Source organism: Streptomyces xanthophaeus, from assembly GCF_030440515.1.
GTDB lineage: Bacteria > Actinomycetota > Actinomycetes > Streptomycetales > Streptomycetaceae > Streptomyces > Streptomyces kutzneri.
The window spans coordinates 7,111,350-7,135,158 of record NZ_CP076543.1 but is presented as its reverse complement, the minus strand read 5'-3'; the positions used below and the strand labels follow the sequence as shown (position 1 = coordinate 7,135,158).

The 23,809-nt window shown below is 72.7% G+C and carries 22 protein-coding genes; 14 read left to right on the top strand and 8 right to left on the bottom strand.

Annotated elements, in window-relative coordinates; genetic code table 11:
• Positions 1 to 25 precede the first annotated feature (25 nt).
• The 3 genes from KO717_RS31830 to KO717_RS31820 form a co-directional block, all read right to left on the bottom strand.
• On the bottom strand, positions 26 to 451 hold the full coding sequence (locus KO717_RS31830) for a universal stress protein (protein ID WP_301372903.1): 426 nt from the start codon (positions 449 to 451) through the stop codon (positions 26 to 28).
• A gap of 10 nt (positions 452 to 461) precedes the next feature.
• Positions 462 to 1,994, bottom strand: a complete 1,533-nt coding sequence (locus KO717_RS31825; RefSeq protein WP_301372902.1) for an APC family permease — start codon at positions 1,992 to 1,994, stop codon at positions 462 to 464.
• A 98-nt stretch (positions 1,995 to 2,092) separates the two neighbouring features.
• A complete protein-coding gene (locus KO717_RS31820; RefSeq protein WP_301372901.1) occupies positions 2,093 to 2,686 on the bottom strand; it encodes a histidine phosphatase family protein in 594 nt (197 codons plus the stop codon).
• A gap of 69 nt (positions 2,687 to 2,755) precedes the next feature.
• On the opposite strand from KO717_RS31820, the gene KO717_RS31815 reads away from it, so the two are divergent.
• The 3 genes from KO717_RS31815 to KO717_RS31805 are packed head-to-tail and all read left to right on the top strand — an operon-like array spanning position 2,756 to position 4,745.
• Positions 2,756 to 3,517 carry a YoaK family protein gene (locus KO717_RS31815; protein ID WP_301372900.1) on the top strand — a complete coding sequence of 254 codons (762 nt, stop codon included), beginning with the start codon at positions 2,756 to 2,758 and terminating at the stop codon, positions 3,515 to 3,517.
• Between the two features lie 25 nt (positions 3,518 to 3,542).
• On the top strand, positions 3,543 to 4,022 hold the full coding sequence (locus KO717_RS31810) for an Lrp/AsnC family transcriptional regulator (protein WP_301372899.1): 480 nt from the start codon (positions 3,543 to 3,545) through the stop codon (positions 4,020 to 4,022).
• Between the two features lie 45 nt (positions 4,023 to 4,067).
• Positions 4,068 to 4,745, top strand: coding sequence for an HAD family hydrolase (locus tag KO717_RS31805; protein ID WP_301372898.1), 678 nt, complete (start codon positions 4,068 to 4,070; stop codon positions 4,743 to 4,745).
• Between the two features lie 59 nt (positions 4,746 to 4,804).
• On the opposite strand, the gene KO717_RS31800 is transcribed toward KO717_RS31805, so the two are convergent.
• Together KO717_RS31800 and KO717_RS31795 are read right to left on the bottom strand one after the other, a co-directional pair.
• Positions 4,805 to 5,233, bottom strand: a complete 429-nt coding sequence (locus tag KO717_RS31800; protein WP_301372897.1) for a MarR family winged helix-turn-helix transcriptional regulator — start codon at positions 5,231 to 5,233, stop codon at positions 4,805 to 4,807.
• Positions 5,233 to 5,649 (bottom strand): SRPBCC family protein, encoded by a 417-nt coding sequence (locus KO717_RS31795; RefSeq protein ID WP_301372896.1) that lies wholly within the window; start codon positions 5,647 to 5,649, stop codon positions 5,233 to 5,235. Before KO717_RS31795 ends, KO717_RS31800 begins: the two co-directional genes overlap by 1 nt.
• 138 nt (positions 5,650 to 5,787) lie before the next feature.
• On the opposite strand from KO717_RS31795, the gene KO717_RS31790 reads away from it, so the two are divergent.
• The 7 genes from KO717_RS31790 to KO717_RS31765 all read left to right on the top strand — a co-directional run bounded on the left by KO717_RS31790 (position 5,788) and on the right by KO717_RS31765 (position 12,538).
• Entirely contained in the window at positions 5,788 to 7,203 is a 1,416-nt protein-coding gene (locus KO717_RS31790; RefSeq protein WP_301372895.1) for a cytochrome P450, read from the top strand.
• A gap of 138 nt (positions 7,204 to 7,341) precedes the next feature.
• A complete protein-coding gene (locus KO717_RS37400; RefSeq protein WP_351276907.1) occupies positions 7,342 to 7,425 on the top strand; it encodes a putative leader peptide in 84 nt (27 codons plus the stop codon).
• A gap of 162 nt (positions 7,426 to 7,587) precedes the next feature.
• Entirely contained in the window at positions 7,588 to 8,460 is an 873-nt protein-coding gene (locus KO717_RS31785) for an ABC transporter permease (protein WP_301372894.1), read from the top strand.
• The gene (locus KO717_RS31780) at positions 8,433 to 9,155 is read left to right on the top strand and encodes an ABC transporter ATP-binding protein (RefSeq protein WP_301372893.1); all 723 of its coding nucleotides are present in this window, start codon (positions 8,433 to 8,435) and stop codon (positions 9,153 to 9,155) included. Before KO717_RS31785 ends, KO717_RS31780 begins: the two co-directional genes overlap by 28 nt.
• A gap of 38 nt (positions 9,156 to 9,193) precedes the next feature.
• On the top strand, positions 9,194 to 10,225 hold the full coding sequence (locus KO717_RS31775) for an ABC transporter substrate-binding protein (protein WP_301372892.1): 1,032 nt from the start codon (positions 9,194 to 9,196) through the stop codon (positions 10,223 to 10,225).
• On the top strand, positions 10,225 to 11,319 hold the full coding sequence (locus tag KO717_RS31770; protein WP_301372891.1) for an LLM class flavin-dependent oxidoreductase: 1,095 nt from the start codon (positions 10,225 to 10,227) through the stop codon (positions 11,317 to 11,319). The genes KO717_RS31775 and KO717_RS31770 overlap by 1 nt, the downstream gene beginning before the upstream one ends.
• A gap of 82 nt (positions 11,320 to 11,401) precedes the next feature.
• Positions 11,402 to 12,538 carry an FAD-dependent oxidoreductase gene (locus KO717_RS31765; RefSeq protein ID WP_301374885.1) on the top strand — a complete coding sequence of 379 codons (1,137 nt, stop codon included), beginning with the start codon at positions 11,402 to 11,404 and terminating at the stop codon, positions 12,536 to 12,538.
• A gap of 29 nt (positions 12,539 to 12,567) precedes the next feature.
• Here the strand turns inward: KO717_RS31765 and KO717_RS31760 are convergent, their stop codons facing one another.
• The 3 genes from KO717_RS31760 to KO717_RS31750 all read right to left on the bottom strand — a co-directional run bounded on the left by KO717_RS31760 (position 12,568) and on the right by KO717_RS31750 (position 16,383).
• Positions 12,568 to 13,341 carry a hypothetical protein gene (locus tag KO717_RS31760; protein WP_301372890.1) on the bottom strand — a complete coding sequence of 258 codons (774 nt, stop codon included), beginning with the start codon at positions 13,339 to 13,341 and terminating at the stop codon, positions 12,568 to 12,570.
• Positions 13,342 to 13,593: 252 nt separating this feature from the next.
• Complete coding sequence (gene mltG, locus KO717_RS31755) at positions 13,594 to 14,457, bottom strand: endolytic transglycosylase MltG (RefSeq protein WP_301372889.1); 864 nt, start codon at positions 14,455 to 14,457, stop codon at positions 13,594 to 13,596.
• A 63-nt stretch (positions 14,458 to 14,520) separates the two neighbouring features.
• Positions 14,521 to 16,383, bottom strand: coding sequence for an ABC transporter ATP-binding protein (locus KO717_RS31750; RefSeq protein WP_301372888.1), 1,863 nt, complete (start codon positions 16,381 to 16,383; stop codon positions 14,521 to 14,523).
• Between the two features lie 132 nt (positions 16,384 to 16,515).
• Between KO717_RS31750 and KO717_RS31745 the strand changes: the two genes are divergently transcribed.
• From KO717_RS31745 to KO717_RS31730, 4 genes are all read left to right on the top strand, one after another.
• Complete coding sequence (locus KO717_RS31745; protein WP_301372887.1) at positions 16,516 to 17,004, top strand: MarR family winged helix-turn-helix transcriptional regulator; 489 nt, start codon at positions 16,516 to 16,518, stop codon at positions 17,002 to 17,004.
• 39 nt (positions 17,005 to 17,043) lie between these two features.
• Positions 17,044 to 19,980: an FAD-binding and (Fe-S)-binding domain-containing protein gene (locus KO717_RS31740; RefSeq protein WP_301372886.1), complete on the top strand. Its 2,937-nt coding sequence runs from the start codon at positions 17,044 to 17,046 to the stop codon at positions 19,978 to 19,980.
• A gap of 160 nt (positions 19,981 to 20,140) precedes the next feature.
• A complete protein-coding gene (locus KO717_RS31735) occupies positions 20,141 to 22,030 on the top strand; it encodes an ABC transporter ATP-binding protein (protein WP_301372885.1) in 1,890 nt (629 codons plus the stop codon).
• Positions 22,027 to 23,808, top strand: coding sequence for an ABC transporter ATP-binding protein (locus KO717_RS31730; RefSeq protein ID WP_301372884.1), 1,782 nt, complete (start codon positions 22,027 to 22,029; stop codon positions 23,806 to 23,808). The genes KO717_RS31735 and KO717_RS31730 overlap by 4 nt, the downstream gene beginning before the upstream one ends.
• The last annotated feature ends 1 nt before the right edge of the window (position 23,809 follow it).

Below are 23,809 nucleotides of genomic sequence, written 5' to 3'. Positions count from 1 at the left end.
TCCGCCCCAGTCGCACCACGGCTGTTCAGGCGCCCTCCGGCCCGGTCGGTACGCACAGCACCGGGATCGGCGACAGGTGCAGGAGCTTGTGCGGGGTGGAGCCGAGCAGCGCACCGCGCATCGGGCTGTCGCCCCAGCTGCCGACGATGATGACGCGGGCCCGGTGGCGTTCGGCGGCGTCCAGCAGGGCCTGCGCGGGTTTCTCGTCGGCCACCTCGACCGTGGAGGGCACCCCGGCCGCGTCGGCCTCCTCGACGGCGTGCGCCAGCGCACTGCGGCCCGCCTGGCGGACGGCTTCGCGGTGGGCGCGGGACTCCTCGCCGGTGGCACCCGGGGCGGCGGCGCCGTAGACGAGGACGAGGGGCTCGCCGAAGGCCGTGGCCACCTCCAGCGCCACTTCCAGGGCCCGTTCCGCGCCGGGTGATTCGTCGTATCCGAGGACCACGGACATCGGGGGCTCCCTAGGAGATGGACCGGTGCTTCCCGGCATGGACGAGTTCCGGGTCGACGACGCCGCGGCGCTCCTGCCAGAACCTGCCGTCCCGGATCCGCCAGAAGCACATGACGGCCACGCCGACGAGCGCGATGCCGATGCCGATGACCAGCGGCGGGCCGAGCCCGAACCAGGAGACGCCGCTGGCGGAGTTCTCCGGGTCGGACATGTCGCCGATCGACTCGACCAGCAGCCAGGCCAGCAGGCCGGCTCCGACCACGGGGCCGAGTCCGATCAGCAGGAAGTTGTGCAGGTTCTCGAAGAGATGGCGGCGGTAGTAGATGGCGCAGGCCAGGCCGGTGAGCGCGTAGTAGAAGGCGATGAGCAGGGAGAGCGCGGTGAGCGAGTCCAGGAGCGCGTTCTCGCTGATCTGGTTGACGACGAGGTACCAGCCGATGGCGATGGCGGCCACCCACCACGTGCTCACGTCCGGGGTGCGGAACCTCGGGTGGATGTGGGCGAGGCGGTGCGGCAGCGCGTGCCGGCGGGCCATGGACAGGGCGGTGCGGGAGGCGGGGATGATCGTGGTCTGGGTGGAGGCGAGCGCCGAGGTGCAGACGGCGAGGAGCACCATCCAGTCCCAGCCGCCCATGACCTCGTGGGCGAGGACCGCGAAGATGGCCTCCTCCTCGGCCGCGTTCTCGGCGAGGTAGACGGTGCCCGCGTAGGCGACGACCGCGAAGCCCACGGACAGGTAGGTGACCAGGAGGATCACGGTCGACCAGAGGCCCGCCTTGCCCGGTGCGGTGGCGGAGTTCTCCACCTCCTCGGTGAGGTTGACCGCGGACTCCCAACCCCAGTACATGAACACGCCGAGCAGCAGCCCGCCGGTGAGGGCCGCGCCGCCCGCGCCGAAGGGGTTGAGCCAGCTGAGTGACGGCTCGATCGAGTCCAGGGTGCTGGTGTCGGCGTAGACGCGGTAGATGGCGACCACGGCGAAGGCCAGCAGGAAGAAGACCTGGGCGAGGATGAGGATGTCCTGGAGGTGGGCCGAGAGTTCGGTGCCGATGACGCAGATGCCGGTCATGACCAGGATCACCACGACGGTGAGGATCTGCCGGATCCAGGCGTTGGCGGCCCAGCTGTCGAGTCCGAAGGCGAGCAGGCCGAAGTGCACGGCGACGTCCGCGAGTGAGCCGATGACGAGGACGCCGGTCATGGCGATGGCCCAGCCGCCGAGCCAGCCGGCCCACGGTCCCATGGCCCGGGTGACCCACGAGAAGGTCGTCCCGCAGTCCTGGTCGACCTTGTTGAGGTAGTAGAACGCGGCGGCGATGAGCAGCATCGGGACGAAGGAGGCCAGCATCACGCCCGGTGCGTAGATGCCTACCAGCGCCACGATCGGCCCGAGGACGGCGGCCAGGGAGTAGGCGGGTGAGGTGGAGTTCAGGCCGATGACGAGCGCGTCGAGGAATCCGATCGCGTTGGCCTTGAGCCTCGCGTCCAGGCCCTCCGGTCCGGCGCCCGCACTGCCGTCGTCCGTGTAGGAGTCGTGACCCATGTACGAATGGTCACGCAGACGGCACCACCGCGCGAGGCGAGGCGGCATCGGTCGGGCCGGGGTCCGGGCCTCGGCCGGAGCTGCGATCGGAGCTCCGGTCAGGGGCGGGTGTTCCAGCCGGCGATCACCGGGAGGCCGTGCTCCGTGGAGAGCACGCTGACGGTGCCCGTGCGCAGCAGGAACAGCCGCCCGTGCTCGGGCTCCAGCCGCAGGTAGCGGGCGGTGAGGACGCGCAGGAAGTGGCCGTGGGCGACGAGCACCACGTTGCCGCCGTCCGCGCGGAGCACGGGGGCGACGCGGTCCAGGGCCCGGTCGGCGCGGGCGCCCACCTGGGCGGCGCTCTCGCCGGGGTGCTCGGCGTCGCCGGGCGGAACGCCATGGGTCCACAGGGACCAGTCCGGGACGGTCTCCTGGATCTCCGCGGTGGTGACCCCTTCGTAGCCGCCGTAGTCCCATTCGTACAGGTCGGGGTCGGCCTGCCCGCCGGTGAGCCCGGCGAGCTCGGCGGTGGCGACGGCCCGGCGCAGCGGGCTCGTCAGGACCAGGGCCGGCTGCCGGTCCCGGAAGAAAGGGGCCAGCGAGATGGCCTCCTCGACCCCGCTCGCGGTGAGCGGCAGGTCGGTGCGTCCCGTGTGGCGCCCGTTCGCGCTCCAGGCGGTCTCGCCGTGCCTCACCAGCAACAGGTCACTCATCCTTCGGACCCTATGCCTCCGGCATGTCGGCGCCGGGGCACCCGGGCGGGCGTGTCACTGTCGGGCGTCATGAACGAGAACCGGGAGGCCGGACGGACGGCCGGTTCGCCGCTGCTCCCGCCGCACATGCCCGCGCTGATGGTCGTACTGACCGGGGTGACCGGGATCGTGGAGGCGGCGAGCCTGCTGGCGCTCGGGCCGGCCTTCACGGCGATGCAGACGGGCAATGTGCTGTTCCTGGCCTTCGGCACGGCCGGGGCGGGGCGGCTGGAGACGCTCGCTCCCGGGATCTCCCTGGCCGCGTTCATCGTCGGGGTGGTCTGCGGGTCGCACCTGGAGTCCGTGACCGAGATCCGCGGCGGGCGCTGGTTCGTCATCGGCCTCATCGCCGAGGCGGGGCTCATCCTGACCGCCGCGGGGATCGGCTGGGGGCTGGCTCCGCAGTACGGATCCCCGGCCCCACGGCATCTGGCGGCGACGGCGGTGCTGGCCCTGGCGATGGGACTGCGCAACACCACGATCATGCGGGCGAACGTGCCGGGCGTACCGACGACGCTGGTCACCCGGTCCATGACCGCCTTCCTGGGAGCTTCGGCCATGGGGCGGGAGAACGCGTACGGGTTCGGGACGGCCGGCTGGAGGCTGCGCGGCCTTTCCGTCCTGGCCATGTTCGCGGGCGGGTTCCTCGGGGCGCTGCTGCTGCGGGCCGGCTGGACCGTGGGCTGGCTGCTGCTGCCGGCCGGCGTGACGGTGCTGGTCGTGGGTCTGCTCTACCGGAGCCAGCCCGGGCTGCACACCGACCAGGCCCCTGGCCGGGAACGATCGGGGTGAAGGGGGCCATTGGTACAGTCGTGGCGTGGCGGTGGACGAGCTCGACACCAGAATCCTGCGTCTGCTGATCGAGCAGCCGCGCACCAGTGTCCGCGAGTACGCCCGGATCCTCGGCGTGGCGCGCGGCACCCTGCAGGCACGGCTGGACCGGCTGGAGCGCACGGGCGTGATCACCGGAACCGGACCGGTGCTCTCCCCCGCCGCACTGGGCCATCCGGTGCTGGCGTTCGTGCACATCGAGGTCACCCAGGGCCATCTGGACGAGGTGGGTGACGCGCTGGCCGCCGTGCCCGAGATCATCGAAGCCTTCTCGATCACCGGCGGCGGGGACCTGCTGACCCGTGTGGCGGCCCGCGACAACGGGCATTTGGAGGACGTGATCCAGCGGCTGATCCAGCTCCCGGGCGTGGTCCGCACGCGTACGGAGGTGGCGCTGCGCGAGCGGGTGCCGCACCGGCTGCTGCCGCTGGTCGAATCCGTGGGCCGAAATGCCGGCAAAACCTGACAGGATTATCGAGACAGGACACGAGCGGCAGGACGGGCCCCACGGATGATCACCGTCATATTCGATCTCGACGGCACCCTCGTGGACAGCGAGCCGAACTACTACGAGTCCGGGCGGCGCACCCTTGAGCGGCACGGCGTCCCCGATTTCACGTGGGAGCAGCACTCCCGCTTCATCGGCATCGGCACGCTGGAGACCCTGGAGATCCTGCGGGAGCGGTACGGGATCCGGGCACCGGTCGAGCAGCTGCTCGCCGAGCAGAACGCCGCCTACCTGGAGCTGGCCCGCACCCGGACCGAGGTCTTCCCGCAGATGAGGAAGCTGGTCGAGCGGCTGCGCACCGAGGGCGCTGCGATGGCGGTGGCCTCCGGCTCCTCGCTCGAGGCGATCGACGCGGTGCTGTCGGGCACCGGACTGGACGCACTGCTGACGACGGTGGTCTCCGCCGAGGAGGTCGCGCACGGCAAGCCCGCTCCGGACGTGTTCCTGGAGGCGGCCCGCCGGCTGGGCGCCGAGCCCGCCGACTGCGTGGTCGTCGAGGACGCGGCGCCCGGGGCGCGGGCCGCGCACGCCGCGGGCATGGCCTGCGTGGCGGTCCCGTACACCCCGGACATCGCCGGGGACCCGGCCTTCGCCTCCGCCGGGCTCCTCTTCCCGGGCGGCCATCGGGAGTTCAGCGCGGACGCGGCGTACGACTGGCTGGCCGCACACCGGACCGCGTAGCTCCTTCGGGTGGGTGGATCCGCTCGCGGGTGGTGCCGCGCGGGCCCGGCGGGCGGATCTCAGGTTTCCGGGCGGGCCAGTCGGCCGAGCAGGGCCACCGCGTCGGCGATGGGCACCGGCCGGAAGAACTGCGCGTCGGCCTGTTCGACGGCGGCGATCGCCCGTGGAGCCAGCTCGGCGCCGGCGTCGGTGACGCGCAGCCGTTTGGCGCGGGTGTCGGCCGGGTCGACCTCACGCTCGACGAGCCCTTTGTGTTCCAGGGTGCGCAGGACTTGGGAGGTCATCTTGACGTCGGTACCGGCCTGGCGGGCGACGGCCAGCTGATTGGGGTGCTCGCCCTGGCTGTTGAGCCACCAGGTGCAGGCGAGCAGCACGAACTGCACGTGGGTGAGGTCGAGCGGGGCCAGCGCCGTGGCGATGTCGCGCTGCCAGCGCAGGGTGGCGTGCCACAGCAGGAATCCGGGGCTCTCGCCGGGGCTGAGGGGCATCAGCGAAGCGCCAGCCCGGCCAGCGAAGCCATCGTGTCGGGCCAGTCGGCGGTGATGCCCGGGCCGATCTGCGGACCCACCTCGCCGGCGCCGCCGCCGGTGATCTCCATCCGGTACACCACCCGGATCCGGTCCCGGCCGATCGGCTCGATCCGGTGGACGGTTCGCAGCAGCAGGTCACCGAAGCGCGCCTCGTCGACGAAACGTTCGCCTTCGACGGCCTCGGCGATGCGCAGCAGGATCGGGTCGTCCCCGGGCGGCGTCATCGTGATCTCCGTGCCGGCCACGAACGGGCCACTGATCTCGATCTTCTCGATACCGGGGTTCCAGGCGCCCCAGTTCTCCACGTCCACCCAGAGCCGCCAGATCGCCTCGGGGGTGGCGGCGGTCTCGATGCTGTGCTCGTACTCCCACATGGGTACTCTCCCTGACTGGATTATCTATCCGCAGATTATCTTCGCGCAGACTAACTGTCAACGAGGCGGGCCGGACCCGGCCGAGGAGACCCTGTCCGCTCTCTGGCGGCCTGCGGGAGCGACTGTCACCATGCCTGCGTGACCGCGACCCTGACCCCGGGCACCCGGAGCGGCGGACCGCGCCGATGGCCGCTGCTCGGCAACCTGCCCGCCTTCGCCCGCGATCCCCTGGCCTTCTTCGAGTCCCTGCGCGACGGCTACGGGGACTGGGTGCCCTGGGCGCTCGGCCCGCAGCGCAACATCCTGGTCTCCCGGCCCGAGCATGCCGGTGAACTGCTCGGAGCCGTCGAGTCCACTTTCCGGCCGACGGAACTCGGCTGGGCCTTCCGCCAGTTACTGGGCAACGGGGTGGTCGTCGCCACCGGGGACGACTGGCGCCGCAAACGGGCGCTGGTGCAACCCTCCGTCCGGCCGCGCCAGGTGCGCTCGTACGCCGCCACGATGGTGGAGTGCGCCGACGCCCTCGCGGGCGGCTGGCACGAGGGCCAACGGATCGACGTGCACCGGGAGATGGCCGCACTCACCCAGCGGATCGCGGTGCGCACGCTGTTCGGGAGCGACGCCGCCGGCCGGGAGGCGCCCATCAGCGCGGCCATGGCCACCGCCCAGCGGGAACTGGGGGCGGAGTTCCGCGGGCTGACGCTGTTCCTGCCGCCCTGGGTCCGCACTCCCGGACGGCGCCGGATGAGGGAGGCCGTGGCGGTGCTCGACCAGGAGATCGAGCACGTCATACGGGAGCACGAGGCGGCGTCGAGCGCCGGAGCGGAGCGGGACGACCTGCTGAGCCGGCTGCTCGCGGCCCGCGACGAAACCGGGGGCCCGCTCTCCCGCAAGGAGTTGCGGGACGAGTCGATCACCCTCTACATCGGCGGCCACGAGACCACCTCGACCACCCTGACCTGGGCCTGGCAGCTCCTGTCGGGGGCGCCGTCGGCGCGGGCCCGGCTGACGGAGGAGCTGGACCGGGTGCTCGGCGGGCGGCTGCCGGCCTACGACGACTACGCGCGGCTGCCCTGGACCCGGCAGGTGGTCAAGGAGGCCCTGCGCATCTATCCGCCGATCTGGCTGATCTCGGCGGTGGCCACGGAGGGGGCGACACTGGGCGGGCGCGAGGTCCCGGCCGGGACCTCGGTATGGACCAGCCCCTGGTCGATGCACCGCGATGCCCGGTGGTTCCCGGACCCGGAGGCCTTCCGCCCCGAGCGGTGGGACGCGGACGCCCCGCATCCGGTGCCCGAACACGCCTGGTTCCCGTTCGGCGGCGGCCCGCGGGCCTGCCTGGGAGCACGGTTCGCACTGGTGGAGGCCGCGCTCGTACTCGCCGTGCTGGCGCAGCGGTTCCACCTGGACAGCGGGAGCGAACGGGCCGGGGTCTTCCCGGGGCTCACCCTGCAGCCGACCGGACCGGTCGTGGCGACCCTGCGCCGCAGCGGCAGCGACACCGACACGGGGAGCGGCACGGCGAGCGACACGGACGGGGCGAAGGCCCGTTGAGTCACCGGGTTCCCCGGGGCTCCGCCCAGCCGCCGCTCCTCGAACGCCGGAGGGGCTGAACCACGTTTTCGAGACGGCACGTCCAGTGTGCGAGACACCCATTGACCCCGCCCCGGCCAGGTGGCTAGGTTTCGCCGCATGTTGCGTTCAGCCATGCTCACCACGCGCGGTCACATCGACCTGCTGCGGGTGGCCTCCGCCGCGTGTCGCCGCGGCTGCTGACGCCCTTTTCCTGATCTGTCACGAGCGCTCCGCGCTCTTCCCCGGCGTGCCCGCACACCTCTGACCCCCTCCCCCGCCCGGCCCCGTCCGGCCGCGCCGGTGCGAGGGCGGTCGGTGTGCGCGCTGCCGCCTGCCTCGCCGCCCTCCTTTCGTGGAGCCTCCATGAGCACCAGCACCAGCCATGCCCCGCCGGACCTGTCGCCCGCGCCGCCATCCGCACGGCCCGCCGCACCCGAGCTCGTGGCGGTCGTGGCGGCCTCCGCACGGCGTCGTCCCGTACCCCGCTGGATCCGCCGGACCGCGGGCCCGCTGCTGCTGCTCGCGCTGTGGCAACTGGCCAGCACCCTGGGGTGGCTGCCGGCCGACACGCTCGCGCCGCCGTCCACCATCGCGTCCGCCGGGGCGGATCTGATCGGGGACGGGACCCTGCCCGGGGCGATGGCCGTGTCCCTGCAGCGCGTCGCGATCGGGCTGGTGATCGGCGGTACGGCGGGCACGGTGCTCGCGCTGCTGTCCGGGCTGTCGCGGCTCGGCGAGGACCTGATCGACGCGAGCGTGCAGATGCTCCGCACGGTGCCCTGGGTGGGTCTCATCCCGCTGTTCATCATCTGGATGGGCATCGGTGAGGCGCCGAAGGTCGCCCTGATCGCGCTCGGGACCGCCTTCCACCTGTACCTGAACGTCTACGCGGGGATCCGCGGGGTGGACGAGCAACTGATCGAGGCGGGCGGGGCCCTGGGGCTCGGACGGTGGGGCCTGGTGCGGCACGTCGTACTGCCCGGCGCGCTCCCCGGCTTCATGACCGGTCTGCGGTACTCGCTCGCGACCGCCTGGCTGGCCCTTGTCTTCGGGGAGTCCATCAACGCCGACGCCGGGATCGGCTTCCTGATGAACCAGGCGCGCGAGTTCTTCCGTACCGACGTGATCGTCGTCTGCCTCGTCGTCTACGCCTTCCTCGGCCTGACCGCCGACCTCGTCGTCCGTACTCTCGAAAGGCTGCTGCTGCAATGGCGACCGACGTTCACGGGGCAGTAGCCACCGCCGCTGCCGTCGAGGTCACCGGGCTGACCCGGTCCTTCGACGGGCGGGTCGTCATCGACGGGCTCGATCTGACCCTGCATGCCGGGGAGTTCACCGTCCTCCTCGGGCGCAGCGGCTGCGGCAAGTCCACCCTGCTGCGGATCCTGGCGGGCCTGGACCGGGAGATCGAGGGCGAGGTACTCGTACCGGAGCGGCGGGCGGTGGCCTTCCAGGCGCCGCGGCTGATGCCCTGGAAGCGGGTCTGGCGCAACGTCCTGCTCGGACTGCCGGGCCGGCCCGAGCGCGAGCGCGCCGAGCGGGCGCTGGCCGAGGTCGGACTGGAGCACCGCATCGACGCCTGGCCCAAGACCCTGTCCGGCGGTGAGGCCCAGCGGGCCTCCCTGGCCCGGGCGCTGGTGCGTGAACCGGATCTGCTCCTCCTGGACGAGCCGTTCGGCGCCCTGGACGCGCTGACCCGGATCAAGGCCCAGGAGCTCGTGGCCCGGCTGTGGCAGCGGCGCGGCTGCGCGGTGCTGCTGGTGACGCACGACGTCGACGAGGCGGTGCTGCTGGCCGACCGGATCCTGGTGATGAGCGAGGGGCGGATCACCCACGACACCCGGGTGCCGCTGGAGCGGCCGCGCACGGTCGGCGACCCGGGATTCGCGGCGCTCCGCACCCGGCTGCTCGCCGAACTCGGCGTCTTCTGAACACCTTTCACCCCGTCAAGAGAACGAAGAGACACGACATGAGACGCCATTCCCTGCCCCTGCTCGCCACCCTGGTCCCGCTGTCCCTGGCCCTGGCCGCCTGCGGCGGCAGCTCCGCCGCCGACAGCGGCGCGGCGACCGCCGGGAGCGGTGCCAAGGTCACGCTCAGCGTCGGGGACCAGAAGGGCGGCAACGAGTCGCTGCTGAAGGCTGCCGGGGAGCTGGAGAACCTCGACTACACCATCAAGTGGTCCACCTTCACCTCCGGTCCGCCGCTGCTGGAGGCCGTCAACGCCAAGGCCGTGGACATCGGCGGCGTGGGCAACACCCCGCCCGTGTTCGCCGCGGCCGCCAAGTCGAAGATCACCGTGGTGGCCGCCACGCACGGCTCCTCGGCAGGCGAGGCGATCCTCGTGCCGAAGGGGTCCGCCCTCCGGTCCGCAGGCGACCTGCGCGGCAAGAAGATCGCGGTGGCACAGGGCAGTTCGGCCCACTTCCAGCTCATCGCCGGCCTGGAACAGGCCGGCCTGGGGCCCACCGACGTGACGATCAACTTCCTCCAGCCCGCCGACGCGCTGGCCGCCTTCAACAGCGGCTCGGTCGACGCGTGGGCGGTCTGGGACCCGTACACCTCCCAGGTGCTGCGTACCGGAGCCCGGGTCCTGACCTCCGGCGAGGGGCTCGTCAACGGGCTCGGCTTCCAGGTCGCGGCGCCGGCCGCCCTGGAGGACGCGGGCAAGAGCAAGGCCATCGGCGACTACCTGAAGCGGCTGCAGCGCGCCCAGGACTGGGTGTTCAAGCACCCTGAGGAGTGGGCGAAGGTCTGGGCGAAGGAGACGGGGCTGCCGTACGAGGTCGCCCTCGACGCGGTGAAGCGCAGCAACGGCACCCGGGTCCCGGTCGCCGTCGACGACGCGGCCGTGGTCTCCGAGCAGAAGATCGCCGACACCTTCACCGAGCTGAAGCTGATCCCGGGCGCGGTCGCCTTCAAGGACTTCGTCGACCCCCGTTTCAACGGCGACCTGCCGCCGTCCACCACCGCCCCGCGTACGTACGGGAAGGACTCCTGATGACCGTCCGCCTGCACTGGTTCCTGCCCACCGGCGGCGACGGCCGCACCCTGGTCGACCGGCACGCCTACGCGCACAACACGTCCGCGCCCGGGGTGCGCGAGCCGGACATCGAGTACCTCGCGCAGATCGCCAAGGCGGCCGAACGGCTCGGCTTCGAGGCGGTGCTGACGCCGACGGGCACCTGGTGCGAGGACGCCTGGCTGACGACGGTGGCGCTCTCGCAGCACACCGAGCGGCTGAAGTTCCTGGTCGCCTTCCGGCCCGGGGTGATCTCGCCGACGCTCGCCGCCCAGATGGCCGCGACCTACCAGCGGATCACCCGCGGCCGGCTGCTGCTCAATGTGGTGACGGGCGGAGACTCGGCCGAGCAGCGGCGGTTCGGCGACCACCTCGACCATGACCGCCGCTACGAGCGCACCGCCGAGTTCCTGTCCGTCGTACGGGGCGCCTGGCGCGGGGAGCCGTACGACTTCCGGGGCGAGCACTACCGGATCGACGGCGGGCTCACCGCGCTGCCGCCGGACCCGCTGCCGGAGATCTTCTTCGGCGGGTCCTCGGCGGCGGCCGGGCCGGTCGCGGCCGAGCACGCCGATGTGTACCTGACGTGGGGCGAGCCGCCGCAGCAGGTGAAGGAGAAGATCGACTGGATCCGCTCGCTGGCCGAGGAGCGGGGGCGGACGGTCCGGTTCGGCATCCGGTTGCACACCATCTCGCGCGACTCGGCGAAGGAGGCCTGGGGCGCGGCGGACCGGCTGCTCGGGGAGCTGTCGGACGCGGACATCGCCCGCGCGCAGTCCCTGCTGGGCACGAGCGAGTCGGTGGGTCAGCAGCGGATGCTGGCCCTGCACGGCGGCTCCCGGGACGGGCTGGAGATCTCGCCGAACCTGTGGGCGGGAGTCGGTCTGGTCCGCGGCGGCGCCGGTACGGCCCTGGTCGGCAGTCACGGCGACGTGGCGGACCGGATCGAGGAGTACCACGCGCTCGGGATCGAGAACTTCGTCCTGTCGGGCTACCCGCACCTGGAGGAGGCGTACTGGTTCGGCGAGGGGGTGACGCCGGAGCTGGCCTCGCGCGGCCTGCTGGCGCCGTAGACCGTGTCCGCCCGGGCCCGGGAAGATCCGGCGCCCGCCGCGAGTTGGTAGAACCGTGAACGACATGACGCGGGGCGTGGACATGCCGGTGGACATACCGCTGGACGGGCCGGTCGGCGTGAACGTGGTAGCCGACGTGGACGTGGTGGTCATCGGCGCCGGGCAGGCCGGCCTGTCCAGCGCCTACCACCTCACCCGGGCGGGGATCGACCACGTGGTCCTCGACCACGCGCCCCGCCCGGGCGGGGCCTGGCAGTTCCGCTGGCCCTCGCTCACCTACGGCAAGGTCCACGGCATGCACGCCCTGCCCGGCATGGAGCTGACGGGCGCCGACCCGCTGCGGCCGTCGTCGCAGGTCGTCGCGGAGTACTTCGCCGCCTACGAGGACCGCTTCGACCTGCGCGTACGCCGACCCGTGGACGTGTCCGCCGTACGCGAGGGCGACGCGGGGCGGCTCCGCGTGGAGACGTCGGCCGGCATCTGGTCGGCCCGGGCCCTGGTCAATGCCACCGGCACCTGGGACCGGCCGTTCTGGCCGCGCTACCCGGGCCAGGAGACCTTCCGCGGCCGGCAGCTGCACACCGCGGACTATCCGGGACCGCAGGAGTTCGCGGGGGCGCGGGTGATCGTCGTCGGCGGCGGCACCTCGGCGGTGCAGCACCTGCTGGAGATCTCCGAGGTGGCGGCGGGGACCACCTGGGTGACCCGGCGGCCCCCGGTCTTCCGCGACGGGAGCTTCGGCGAGGCCGAGGGCCGGGCCGCGGTGGCCCTGGTGGACGAGCGCGTGCGCCGGGGTCTGCCGCCGCAGAGCGTGGTCAGTGTGACGGGACTCCCGCTCAACGACGCCGTCCGGGCCGGTCTGGCCTCCGGCGTGCTGGCCCGGCGGCCCGTCTTCGACCGGATCACCGCCACGGGCGCCGTCTGGGCCGACGGGAGCCACGTGGACGCGGACGTCATCCTGTGGGCCACCGGATTCCGGGCGGCCGTCGACCACCTCGCCCCGCTGCGCCTGCGCGAGCCGGGCGGAGGCATCCGGGTCGAGGGGACCCGCGCCGTCCGCGACGAGCGGATCCACCTGGTGGGCTACGGCCCGTCGGCGTCGACCATCGGCGCCAACCGCGCGGGCGGTGCCGCGGCCCGCGGGATCCGCCGGCTCCTGACCCGTGACCGGGCCGGCGCCCCGGTCCCGGTCGTCCCGGTCCCGGTCCCGGCGGCCTGAGCCCCGCGGCCTGGGCCCTGCGGTGTCCCTCAGCCGGCCTGGGCCTCCGGTTCCCCGAGGGGGATGATCCGGTCCGGGGCGCCGCCGGCCGCCCGGGCCTCACGGGTCGGGTACACCCAGCCCGACCCGTCCCGCACGGCCAGAACGGGATCGGTCCAGCTCTCCGTGGCTTCCGGGACGAGGATGCGTGTGGTGCCGCGCTCCGCGTCGTGGATCAGGAGCGAGACGATGTTGTAGAGCTGGCGGCCCATCTCGCCGAGCCCCTGCTCCGGGTGGTCCTCCGGGCCCTCGATCCGGATGGTGAAGTAGCGCTCGTCCTCCCAGAAGCCGCCCTTGTCCAGCCATTCGCCCTCCCCCACGCGCACGCCGTCCACCCAGAGCCGGGCCTCGCCCGGATGGTCGCGGAACAGGAGCACCGACCGGTGGTCGTCGCCGTCGGCGAAGGTCACGTCGATCTCGTGCTTGGACCAGCAGTCGATGAAACCGCTGCACGCGCCGGGTATCTCCCCGTGCCGATAGCTCGCGAGCTTCTCGCCCGGCGGTACGACGGGGTCCTGGCTGCAGACCTCGGCGAAGCGGCAGGCCCGGTCGACACGCCGGTTGCAGCCGAGCCCCATCGCCGCGATGTCGCGCGCCGATGCCTGCGAGAGCAGTTCCCCCAGGCGTTCCACGTACCGTTCCTCACCGACCAGGGCGGTCAGTTCGGCCTCGTCGTACCACCAGTGGAGCAGGTCGACCCCGACGGGGGCACGGGCCAGCCAGTCGCGCCAGCCGACGACTCCGGTGCCCCAGCGTGCGACCATCCGCTCGTAGCCTGCCCGCTCGGCGGCCGCAGCGGTCTTCGCGTCCGCCTCTGTGCGTGCCTGGATGCTCTTGCCGATGGACTCCGCGTCGAATGCCGGCCCGTCGATCGCTTCGGCACTCGCGCCGTCCTTCGCTTCAGCCTTCGCTTCAGCCTTCGTTTTCGCTCTCCATGGCCATTTCACGGTTCGCCCCCTCGGTCCACACCTTCGGCAGGCCGCCGATCGTAGAACCGCTGCCGGGGCCGACGCCCGTCATTTCCCGGCGGGACCGGCCTGACCTGTGCGGGAGCCGGCGCCCGCGCGGATCCGGTTGAACTCCGCGACGTGCTTCCTGTGTTCCTCGTACGTCGCCGAGAAGCGGGTGTCCCCCGGCTTGACGGTGACGAAGAACAGCCAGTCGCCGGGCGTCGGGGCGACGGCGGCCGCCAACGCCTCCAGTCCCGGGCTGTCGATCGGAGTGGGTGGCAGTCCCTGGCGTGCGTAGGTGTTGAAGGGACTGTCGATCCGGGTGTCGCTGAGTTTGGTGTCCACGGTGCTGCGGTTCAGCGCGTAGTTGATGGTGGAGTCCATCTGGAGCGGCATCGACTTCGCCAGCCGGTTGTGCACCACCCGTGCGACCTTGCCCATGTCGGCGCGGCCCTCGGCCTCCGCCTCGATGATGCTGGCCAGGGTGGCCGTCTGGTACGGGGTCATCCCGTGGGCCTTGCCGCCGTCGGCGACGGCCTGGGTGGCGAGCTTCTGGTTCGCCGTCCGCACCATGTGCGTGAGGAGGGTGGCCGGGGTGGACTTCGAGGTCACCGGGTACGTCGCCGGGAAGAGGTACCCCTCCGGATTGCCCTTGGCCTCCGCGGGCAGAGCCAGCCCGGCGGTGGCCACCGCCGCCTTCGTGGAGCCCGGCGGGAGCTTCAGCTCGCGGTCGACCGCGGCGTACACCTGCGGGGCCCGCCAGCCCTCGGGGATGAGCAGCCGGCGTGGCGTCTCCGGCACGTCGCCACCGCGCAGTATCGGGATCAGGACGGCCGCACCGAGGGCGAACAGCGTGCCGAGGAAGAGCGCCAGCCGGCCCCGGCGGGTCAGCCGGGAACGGCGCTGCGGCGGCCGGTACTCATGGCGCATACGGGAACGCTAACCCGCGATTCGTAGCATTTCCGGCACCCGACCCGTGCGCCGGTCGTACGGTCACACATTTACCGGAGCCAGCTGGACGCCCTCGGGCGGTTCGGGCGTCAGCGCGGCGTCCCGGTCCCGGCGGACCAGGGCCGCGTACCGGCCGTCCGCCTTCAGCAGCTCCTCGTGGGTGCCGCGCTCGGCGATGCGCCCGGAGTCCAGGACGACGATCTGGTCGGCGTCGCGGACGGTGGAGAGGCGGTGCGCGATGGTGATGGTCGTGCGGCCCGCGGAGAGGTTGTCGATGGCCCGCTGGACGGCATGCTCGGTACGGGTGTCCAGGGCGCTGGTGGCCTCGTCGAGGATCAGCACCGGCGGGTCCCGCAGGATGGTGCGGGCGATGGCCAGACGCTGCTTCTCGCCTCCGGAGAACCGGTAGCCGCGCTCGCCGACCAGGGTGTCGTACCCGTCGGGCAGGGAGGTGATGTGGTCGTGGATCTGGGCCGCGCGGGCTGCCTCGGCGATCTCCTCGTCGGTGGCGTCCGGCTTGGCGAAGCGCAGGTTGTCGGCGACCGAGGCGTGGAAGAGGTAGGTCTCCTGGGAGACCACCCCGATCGAGCGGGCCAGCGAGTCGAAGTCGAGGTCGCGCACGTCCACCCCGTCGAGGGCGACCCGTCCGCCGGTGACGTCGTAGAGCCGCGGCACCAGGTAGCTGAGCGTGCTCTTGCCGGAGCCGGTCGGGCCGACGACGGCGAGGGAGCCTCCCGCCGGAACGGTGATGTCGATCCCCGAGAGGGTCGGACCGTTCTTGGTGTCGTACGTGAAGTGCACGTCCTCCAGGGTGACCTCGCCCTTGGCCCGGTCCAGGCGCACCGCGTCCGCGCGCTCGGTGATGTCCACCGGCAGGTCGAGGTACTCGAAGATGCGGGCGAACAGCGCGAGTGAGGTCTGGATCTGCACACCGGTCGACAGCAGGCTCACGGCGGGCCGGAACAGGCCCTGCTGGAGGGTGACGAAGGCGACGAGGGTGCCGACGGAGAGCGAGGGGGCGCCCGTCTGGAGGGCTATGCCGGCCGCCCAGTAGATGAGGGCGGGCATCGCGGCCATGACGATGCCGATGGTGGACATCCGCCAGCGCCCGGCCATGCTGGAGCGCACTTCCAGGCCGACGAGCTTCTCGGACTCGGCGGAGAAGGCGGAGGTGAGGGACTCGGAGCGGCCCATGGTGCGGCCGAGCAGGATGCCGCTCACCGAGAGCGACTCGGTGACCGTCGCGGCCATGGCGGCCATCTGCTTCTGCCGCTTCGTCGTGATCTTCTTGCGCTCCCGGCCGACCCGCCGGCTGATCCACACGAAGACGGGGAGCAGCAGGAGCGAGACGAGGGTGAGCCGCCAGTCGAGCGCGAGCATGGCGACCACGGAGGCGATCACGGCCGTCAGGTTCGAGACGAGCGAGGTCGCGGTGGAGGTGACGGTGGCCTGCATCCCGCCGATGTCGTTGGCAATGCGGGACTGCACCTCTCCGGTGCGGGTCCGGGTGAAGAAGGCGAGCGGCATCCGCTGGAGCTGCGCGTAGACGGCGGTGCGCAGGTCGTGCATGACGCGCTGGCCGACGGTGGTGGAGATCAGGGTCTGGAGCACGCCGAAGACGCTGGTGACGACGGCGGTGAGGATCATGCCGAGCGCGAGCAGGCTGAGCAGCCCGGTGCGGCCCTGCGGGATCGCGACGTCGAGTATCTCCCGGAGCATGAACGGCGAGGCGACGCCGACCAGCGAGGAGGCGGCGACCAGCAGGCCGACGACGGCGAGCCGGCCGCGGTAGGGCCGGAACAGCCCCACGATGCGGCGCAGCTCACGCGGCTGCTCCGCCGGGGCGGGCCGGGCGGGGTCGATGGGGTCTTTCGACGGGATCCACTTCGGTTCGTCGTGCGGCATGGGCACCCTCTCGGGGGTCGGAAGTCAGGGTCAGGGTCTTCGCGGTGTCCCCTTCGGCGAAGTCGGGACCATTGGAGCATAGGTCATTGTTACCTATGCTCACAATGAACGGCATCCTGATATCGTTCCCGCATGAGCTCCGCCTCCTCCTCCGCCTCCGCTTCGACCTCCGCTTCGGCCTCCGACACCGATCGCCTCCTCGCCGAACAGCTCCTGCGTCTGACGCGCAGGCTGCACCGGATCCAGAAGCGCCACATGGTGCCGCTCGGGATCACTCCCGCCCAGAGTCGTTTGCTGCGCCTCGTCTCGCACTACGAGGGCGAGCAGGCACCCCGGATGGCGGATCTCGCCGCCCGCCTGGAAGTCGTGCCGCGCGCGGTGACGACCCTCGTGGACGGCCTGGAGGCGGCCGAGTGCGTACGGCGTGCGCCCGACCCCGCGAACCGCCGCGTCATCCGGATCGAGCTCACCGACACCGGGCGCGCCACGCTGCGCCGACTGCGCAACGCGCGAACCGACGCTGCGGAGGAGATCCTGGCTCCGTTGACCGCCGACCAGCGCGAAGTGCTCGGCGGTCTGCTGAACGCCCTGTCGGACGCCCCGGCGGAGCGCACCTGCTGACTAGGCCACCCGTGGCCTCGACGACGCGAGGGGTCGCAGATGCCGCTGCTGGAACCGAAGCCGGGGGCCCTGCGCCCCCGCAGCATCAGCGGCCCCGCCCCCGACCGGCTCCCCGGGCACCGGGCCGGCGGCACGCCCGAGCCGCTGCGCACCGAGCTGACCGGGCTGCTCGGCCCCGAGAAGGTGCTGTGGAAGGCCTCCGACCTGGTCCGCTACGCCTCCGACGCCTCCCCGTACCGCTTCGTGCCCCAGGTCGTGGTGATCGCCGAGGACATCGACGACGTCTCGGCGGTGCTCTCGTACGCGCACGGCCGGCAGCGCGAGGTCGTCTTCCGCGCCGCCGGGACCTCGCTCAACGGCCAGGCCCAGGGTGAGGACATCCTGGTCGACGTACGCCGCCACTGGGCGGGGATCGAGGTGCTGGAGGAGGGCCGGCGGGCCAGGATCCGGCCCGGCACCACCGTGGCCCGGGCCAACGCGGCCCTCGCCCGGCACGGCCGCATCCTCGGCCCCGACCCGGCCAGCGCCGTCGCCTGCACCCTCGGCGGGGTCGTCGCCAACAACGCGTCCGGCATGACGGCGGGCACCACCCGCAACTCCTACCGCACGCTCTCCTCCCTCACCTTCGTCCTGCCCGGCGGCACCGTCGTGGACACCGCCGACCCGCTGGCCGACGAGGAGCTGTCACGCGCCGAACCGGCCCTGTGCCACGGGCTGATGGAGATCAAGCGGGAGATCGAGGCCAATCCCCCGCTGGTCGCCCGGATCCGTGCCAAGTACGAGATCAAGAACACCACCGGCTACCGCCTCGACGCCTACCTGGACGGCACCACCCCCGTCGAGATCCTGCGGGGGCTCATGGTCGGCTCGGAGGGCACCCTCGGCTTCATCTCCGAGGTCGTGTTCGACACCCTCCCGCTGGAGCGCGAAGTCTGCTCCGCCCTGCTGTTCTTCCCCTCGCTGCCCGCGGCGGCCGCGGCCGTGCCGCTCTTCAACGAGGCGGGCGCCGTCGCCGTCGAGCTGATGGACGGCAACACGCTGCGTGCCTGCGTCAGCGTCGCGGGCGTGCCCGCCGACTGGGCGGACCTGCCCCGGGAGACCACGGCCCTGCTCGTGGAGTTCCGGGCTCCGGACAAGGCCGGCCGGGACGCCTGCGCGCGGCGGGCCGCCGGCATCCTCGACGGCCTCGATCTGGTCGCCCCGGCGGCTTCGGTCACGAATGCCTTCACCGGCGACCCGAAGACCGTGGGCGGGTACTGGCAGGCCCGCAGGGCCTTCGTCACCGCCGTCGGCGGAGCCCGCGCCCGGGGCACCACCTTGATCACCGAGGACTTCGCGGTGCCGCCGTCCCGGCTGGCCGAGGCCTGCGAGGCGCTCCTCGCGCTCCAGGCGGAGCACGGTTTCGACGCGGCCGTCGCCGGTCACGCGGCCCATGGCAACCTGCACTTCATGCTCGCCTTCGACGCCGCCGACCCCGCCGACGTCGAGCGGTACGGGGCCTTCATGGAGGCTTTCTGCCGACTCACCGTGGAGCGGTTCGACGGTTCCCTGAAGGCCGAGCACTCCACGGGCCGCAACATGGCCCCCTTCCTGGAGCTGGAATGGGGCCCCGCGGCCACCGCCCTGATGTGGCGCACCAAGCGGCTCGTCGACCCGGAGGGGGTGCTCGCCCCGCGCATCCTCCTCGACCGCGACCCGCGGGCCCATCTGCGCGGCCTGAAGACCATTCCGCAGGTGGAGGCGGTGGCCGACCCCTGTATCGAGTGCGGATTCTGCGAACCGGCCTGCCCGAGCGGGGACCTGACGACCACTCCGCGCCAGCGGATCGTGCTGCGCCGCGAGATGATGCGCCAGCAGCCCGGCTCCCCCGTGCTGGACGGCCTGCTCGCCGCCTACGGCTACGACGCGGTGGACACCTGCGCGGGCGACTCCGTCTGCAAGCTCGCCTGCCCGGTGGGCATCGACACCGGGGCGCTGATGAAGGACTTCCGCCACCGCCGGCACGGCCCGCGCGAGGAGGCCGCCGCCGCGCTGGCCGCCCGGCGGTTCGGGGCCGCCGAGTCCGCCGCCCGGCTGGCGGTGGCCGCCGCCGCCCGGATCCCCTCCGGGGCCCGCGACCGACTGCTGGGTGCGGTCACCGGGGCCGCGCGCAAGGCCGTACGTCCGGACCTGGTTCCGCAGTGGCCGGCACGGATCCCCGGCGCCGCCGCCCGCCGCCTGCCGCCGACCCGGCGGGCGGGCGCCTCGGCCGTGTACTACCCGGCCTGCGTCAACCGGATCTTCGGCGGCCCGGAGGGCCGGCCCGGACCCTCCCTGCCGCAGGCCGTGGTGGCCGTGTCGGCGCGGGCCGGGCGGCCCGTCTGGATCCCCGGCGACGTCGGCGGCACCTGCTGCGCGACGATCTGGCACTCCAAGGGCTACGAGGCCGGCGCCCGGGTGATGGCCAACCGGATCGTCGAGGCGGCGTGGGGCTGGACGGCCGGCGGACTGCTGCCGCTGGTCGTGGACGCTTCCTCCTGCACGCTGGGCATCGCGCGCGAGGTGGTCCCGTACCTGACGCCGGAGAACCGGGCCCTCCACGCGGAGCTGCAGATCCTCGACTCGATCGTGTGGGCCGCCGAGGAGCTGCTGCCGCGTCTGGAGGTCCGGCGCAGGGTGGGCTCGGCCGTGCTCCACCCCACCTGCTCGATGCGGCACTTGGGCGACGAGGACCGGCTGCGGGCGGTCGCCGAGGCGTGCGCCGAGGAGGTGGTGGTCCCCGACGACGCAGGCTGCTGCGCCTTCGCGGGCGACCGGGGGATGCTGCACCCGGAACTGACGGCCTCGGCGACGGCGCGCGAGGCGGCGGAGGTGACCGCGCGGGCCTTCGACGCGCACCTGTCGGCGAACCGGATGTGCGAGGTGGGCATGGACCGGGCGACGGGGCGGAGCTACTATTCGGCGCTGCTCGAACTGGAGCACGCCACCCGCCCCTGAGCGCCGGAGCGCGCGACCCCCGTGACCAGGTGTCACGTGGTCCCGCGCAGCCGTAAACCTGCTGGCCCCAGCGCGCGTCCCACGTAAAATCGATTGCCCGGCGCCGGTCCTGAAGGCGAACCTTGCACGGTTTGAACCACTCGACCAGTCATGGGGCGTCATGCAGATCAGCGATCTTCCGTATCCGGATCCTGGGGTACCCGACGCTCGTTCCGGCCCCCGGTTCCTGCTGTGGCTGGGGCGCGGTCAGCTCGGCGGACAGCTCAAGAGCCTGTGCTGGGGAATGCTGCACTTCACCGGTGTCGCCGCGCTGCCGTACGCCGTCGGTTTCGGCGTCGACGCGGTCGTCGGCCGTGAGCCGAACGGACTGCTGCTCGTCGGCGTGCTCCTCCTGGTCATCGGCATCGCCATCTCGGTCGGCGACGCCATGCTCCACCGCACGGCCGTCACCAACTGGATCACCGCCGCGGCACGGGTGCAGCAGCTCCTGGCGCGCAAGACGGCCGAGCTGGGCTCCGCCCTCACCCGGCGGGTCGCCGCGGGTGAAGTGGTCTCGGTGTCCACGGGCGACGTGGAGAAGATCGGATGGTTCGTCGAGGCGGTCTCGCGTTTCCTCGCGGCCGTCTTCTCCGTCGTCCTCGTCTGCATCGGGCTGCTGTTCTACTCCCCCGAGCTCGGCGTGGTCGTGGCCATCGGCGTGCCGCTGATCGCCCTGGCCTCGCTGCCGCTCCTGCCGCGCGCCACCAAGCGCGCCGACAACCAGCGGGAGAAGGCGGGCAAGGCCACCGAGCTGGCCTCCGACACCGTCGCGGGTCTGCGCGTGCTGCGCGGCATCGGCGGTGAGGAGCTGTTCCTCGGCCGCTACCGCGAGGCCTCCCAGGAGGTCCGCAAGGCAGCCGTGCGCAGCGCCAGGATGTGGGCACTGATCTCCGCGATCCAGGTGGTGCTCCCGGGCGCCCTGATGATCACGGTGGTCTGGTACGGCGCCACGCTCGTCTCGGACGGCCGCATCGCGGTGGGTGAGCTCGTCGCGGCGTTCAGCGCGGTGGCGACCCTGCTCTACCCGCTGCGGCACTTCCAGGAGATCGCCATGGCGTATTCCTTCTCCCGCCCCTCCGCCCAGCGGGCCGCCCGGGTCCTGTCACTGACCCGGACGGACACCGCCGCCGCGCGTCCCGCGCGCACCGGGCCGGTGCAGGCGCCGGCCGCGGGCGGGGACCTGTACGACCCGAGGACCGGGCTGCTGGCCCCCGCGGGACGGTTCACCGCCGTCGTGTGCGGGGACCCGGACCTGGCCGGGCGGCTCGCCGAACGCCTGGGCGGCCATCCGACGGACGGGGATCCGGCGTCGGACGCCGGGACCGGTGCCGGGGCCGACGAGGGGGCCGGGGCCGACGCGGCCGGGACGCCGTCCGTGCTCCTCGGCGGAGTCGCGCTGGACGAGCTCGAACTGGACACCGCACGCACCCTGGTCCTCGTACAGGACAAGGACCCGGTGCTGCTGTCCGGGACCCTGCGGGAGCTGTTCGACGTACCCGCCTCCGGAGCGGTCGAGTCCGGTGCGGCTCTGGGCGCGGCCCAGTGCGGGGACGTCCTGGACGCGCTGCTGCAGTCGGCGCCGGACGGGGTCGAGGACCCGATGGACGCCCGGATCACCGAGCGCGGCCGGTCCCTGTCGGGCGGCCAGCGCCAGCGGCTCGCCCTGGCGCGGTCCCTGGCCACCGACCCGGAGGTGCTCGTGCTCGACGAGCCGACCTCCGCTGTCGACTCGCACACCGAGGCGCGGATCGCGGACGGGATCGCGGCCCTGCGCGCCGGGCGGACCACGGTGGTGCTGGCGTCCTCGCCGCTGCTGCTGGACCGCGCGGACCGGGTCGTGCTCATCGACGGCGGCACGGTGGCGGCCGTCGGTACGCACCGAGAGCTGCTGCAGCGCGAACCGCGCTACCGGGCGGTCGTCACGCGCGAGACCGACGAGGAGCAGCGGCTCGGCGGGCTGGAACTGACAGAGCTGGCAGAAGCACTCACAGAGATCGAGGAATCCGCATGATCGGCGTGGCGCCGCCGGAGTACGACCCGGCGGCCCCCGAGTCGGCCGCGACCCTGCCCGTGGGCACGTCGGCGACCGTACGGGGCTATGTGCGCGGCCTGTTCCGGCGCCACCGGCGGGCCTTCGTGGCGCTGGTGGGCGTCAACGCGGCCGCGGTGATCGCCTCCATGGCCGGCCCGTACCTGCTGGGCCGGATCGTGGACGACCTCTCGGCGGGGGCGCGCGAGCTGCACCTGGAGCGTGTGGCCCTGCTGTTCGCGCTGGCGCTCGCGGTCCAGACGTTCTTCACCCGGCTGGTCCGGCTGCGCGGGGCGATGCTCGGCGAGGAGATGCTGGCCGATCTGCGCGAGGACTTCCTGGTGCGGTCGGTGGGTCTGCCGCCGGGCGTGCTGGAGCGGGCCGGTACCGGCGATCTGCTGTCGCGGATCACCACCGACATCGACCGGCTCGCGAACGCCATGCGCGAGGCGGTGCCGCAGCTGGCCATCGGTGTGGTGTGGGCGGGGCTGCTGTTCGGGGCGCTCGCGGTGACCGCGCCGCCGCTGGCGCTGGCCGCGCTGGTGGCGCTGCCGGTGCTGGTGATCGGCTGCCGCTGGTACTTCCGGCGGGCGCCGTCGGCGTACCGCTCGGAGGCGGCCGGCTACGCGGCGGTCTCGGCCGTGCTCACCGAGACGGTGGACGCGGGCCGCACGGTCGAGGCGCACCGCCTCGGGCCGGAGCGGATCGCGCTGTCGGAGCGGCGGATCTCTCAGTGGGTCGCGTGGGAGCGGTACACGCTCTTCCTGCGGACGGTCCTCTTCCCCGTCATCAACGTCACCTTCGTGACGATCCTCGGCTCGGTGCTGCTGATCGGCGGCTTCTGCGTGATGCGGGGCTGGATGTCGGTCGGGCAGCTGACCACGGGCGCGCTCCTGGCACAGATGCTGGTCGATCCGATCGGTCTGATCCTGCGCTGGTACGACGAGTTGCAGGTCGCCCAGGTCTCGCTCGGCCGCCTGGTGGGTGTGCGGGAGATCGAACCGGACGCGGGGGACGCGAAGGTGGCGCCCGAGGGCAGGGACGTGCGGGCCCAGGAGGTCCACTTCGGCTACCGGGAGGGCGTGGACGTCCTGCACCAGGTGTCGATGTCCGTGCCGCCGGGCACCCGGATGGCGCTGGTCGGCCCCTCGGGGGCGGGCAAGTCCACCCTGGGACGGCTGCTCGCGGGTATCTACGCGCCCCGGACCGGCGAGGTCACCCTCGGCGGGGCGCGGCTGTCGCGGATGCCCGCGGAGCGGGTGCGCGAGCACGTGGCCCTGGTCAACCAGGAGCACCACGTGTTCGTGGGCACGCTGCGGGACAACCTCCTCCTCGCGCGGACGGGCGCCGGTGACACCGAGTTGTGGGCGGCGCTGGCGGCCGTGGACGCCGACGGCTGGGCGCGGGCCATGGAGGCCGGCCTGGACACCGAGGTCGGTTCGGGCAGCACGGCGCTGACCCCGGCGCAGGCGCAGCAGATCGCGCTCGCCCGGCTGGTGCTGGCCGACCCGCACACCCTGGTGCTGGACGAGGCGACCTCGCTGCTGGACCCGCGTGCGGCACGGCATCTGGAGCGCTCGCTGGCCCGGGTGCTGGACGGCCGTACGGTCATCGCCATCGCCCACCGGCTGCACACCGCGCACGACGCGGACGTGATCGCCGTGGTCGAGGGCGGCCGGATCAGCGAACTCGGCTCGCACGACGAGCTGGTCGCGGCCGACGGGGCGTACGCGGCCCTGTGGCGGTCCTGGCACGGCTGAT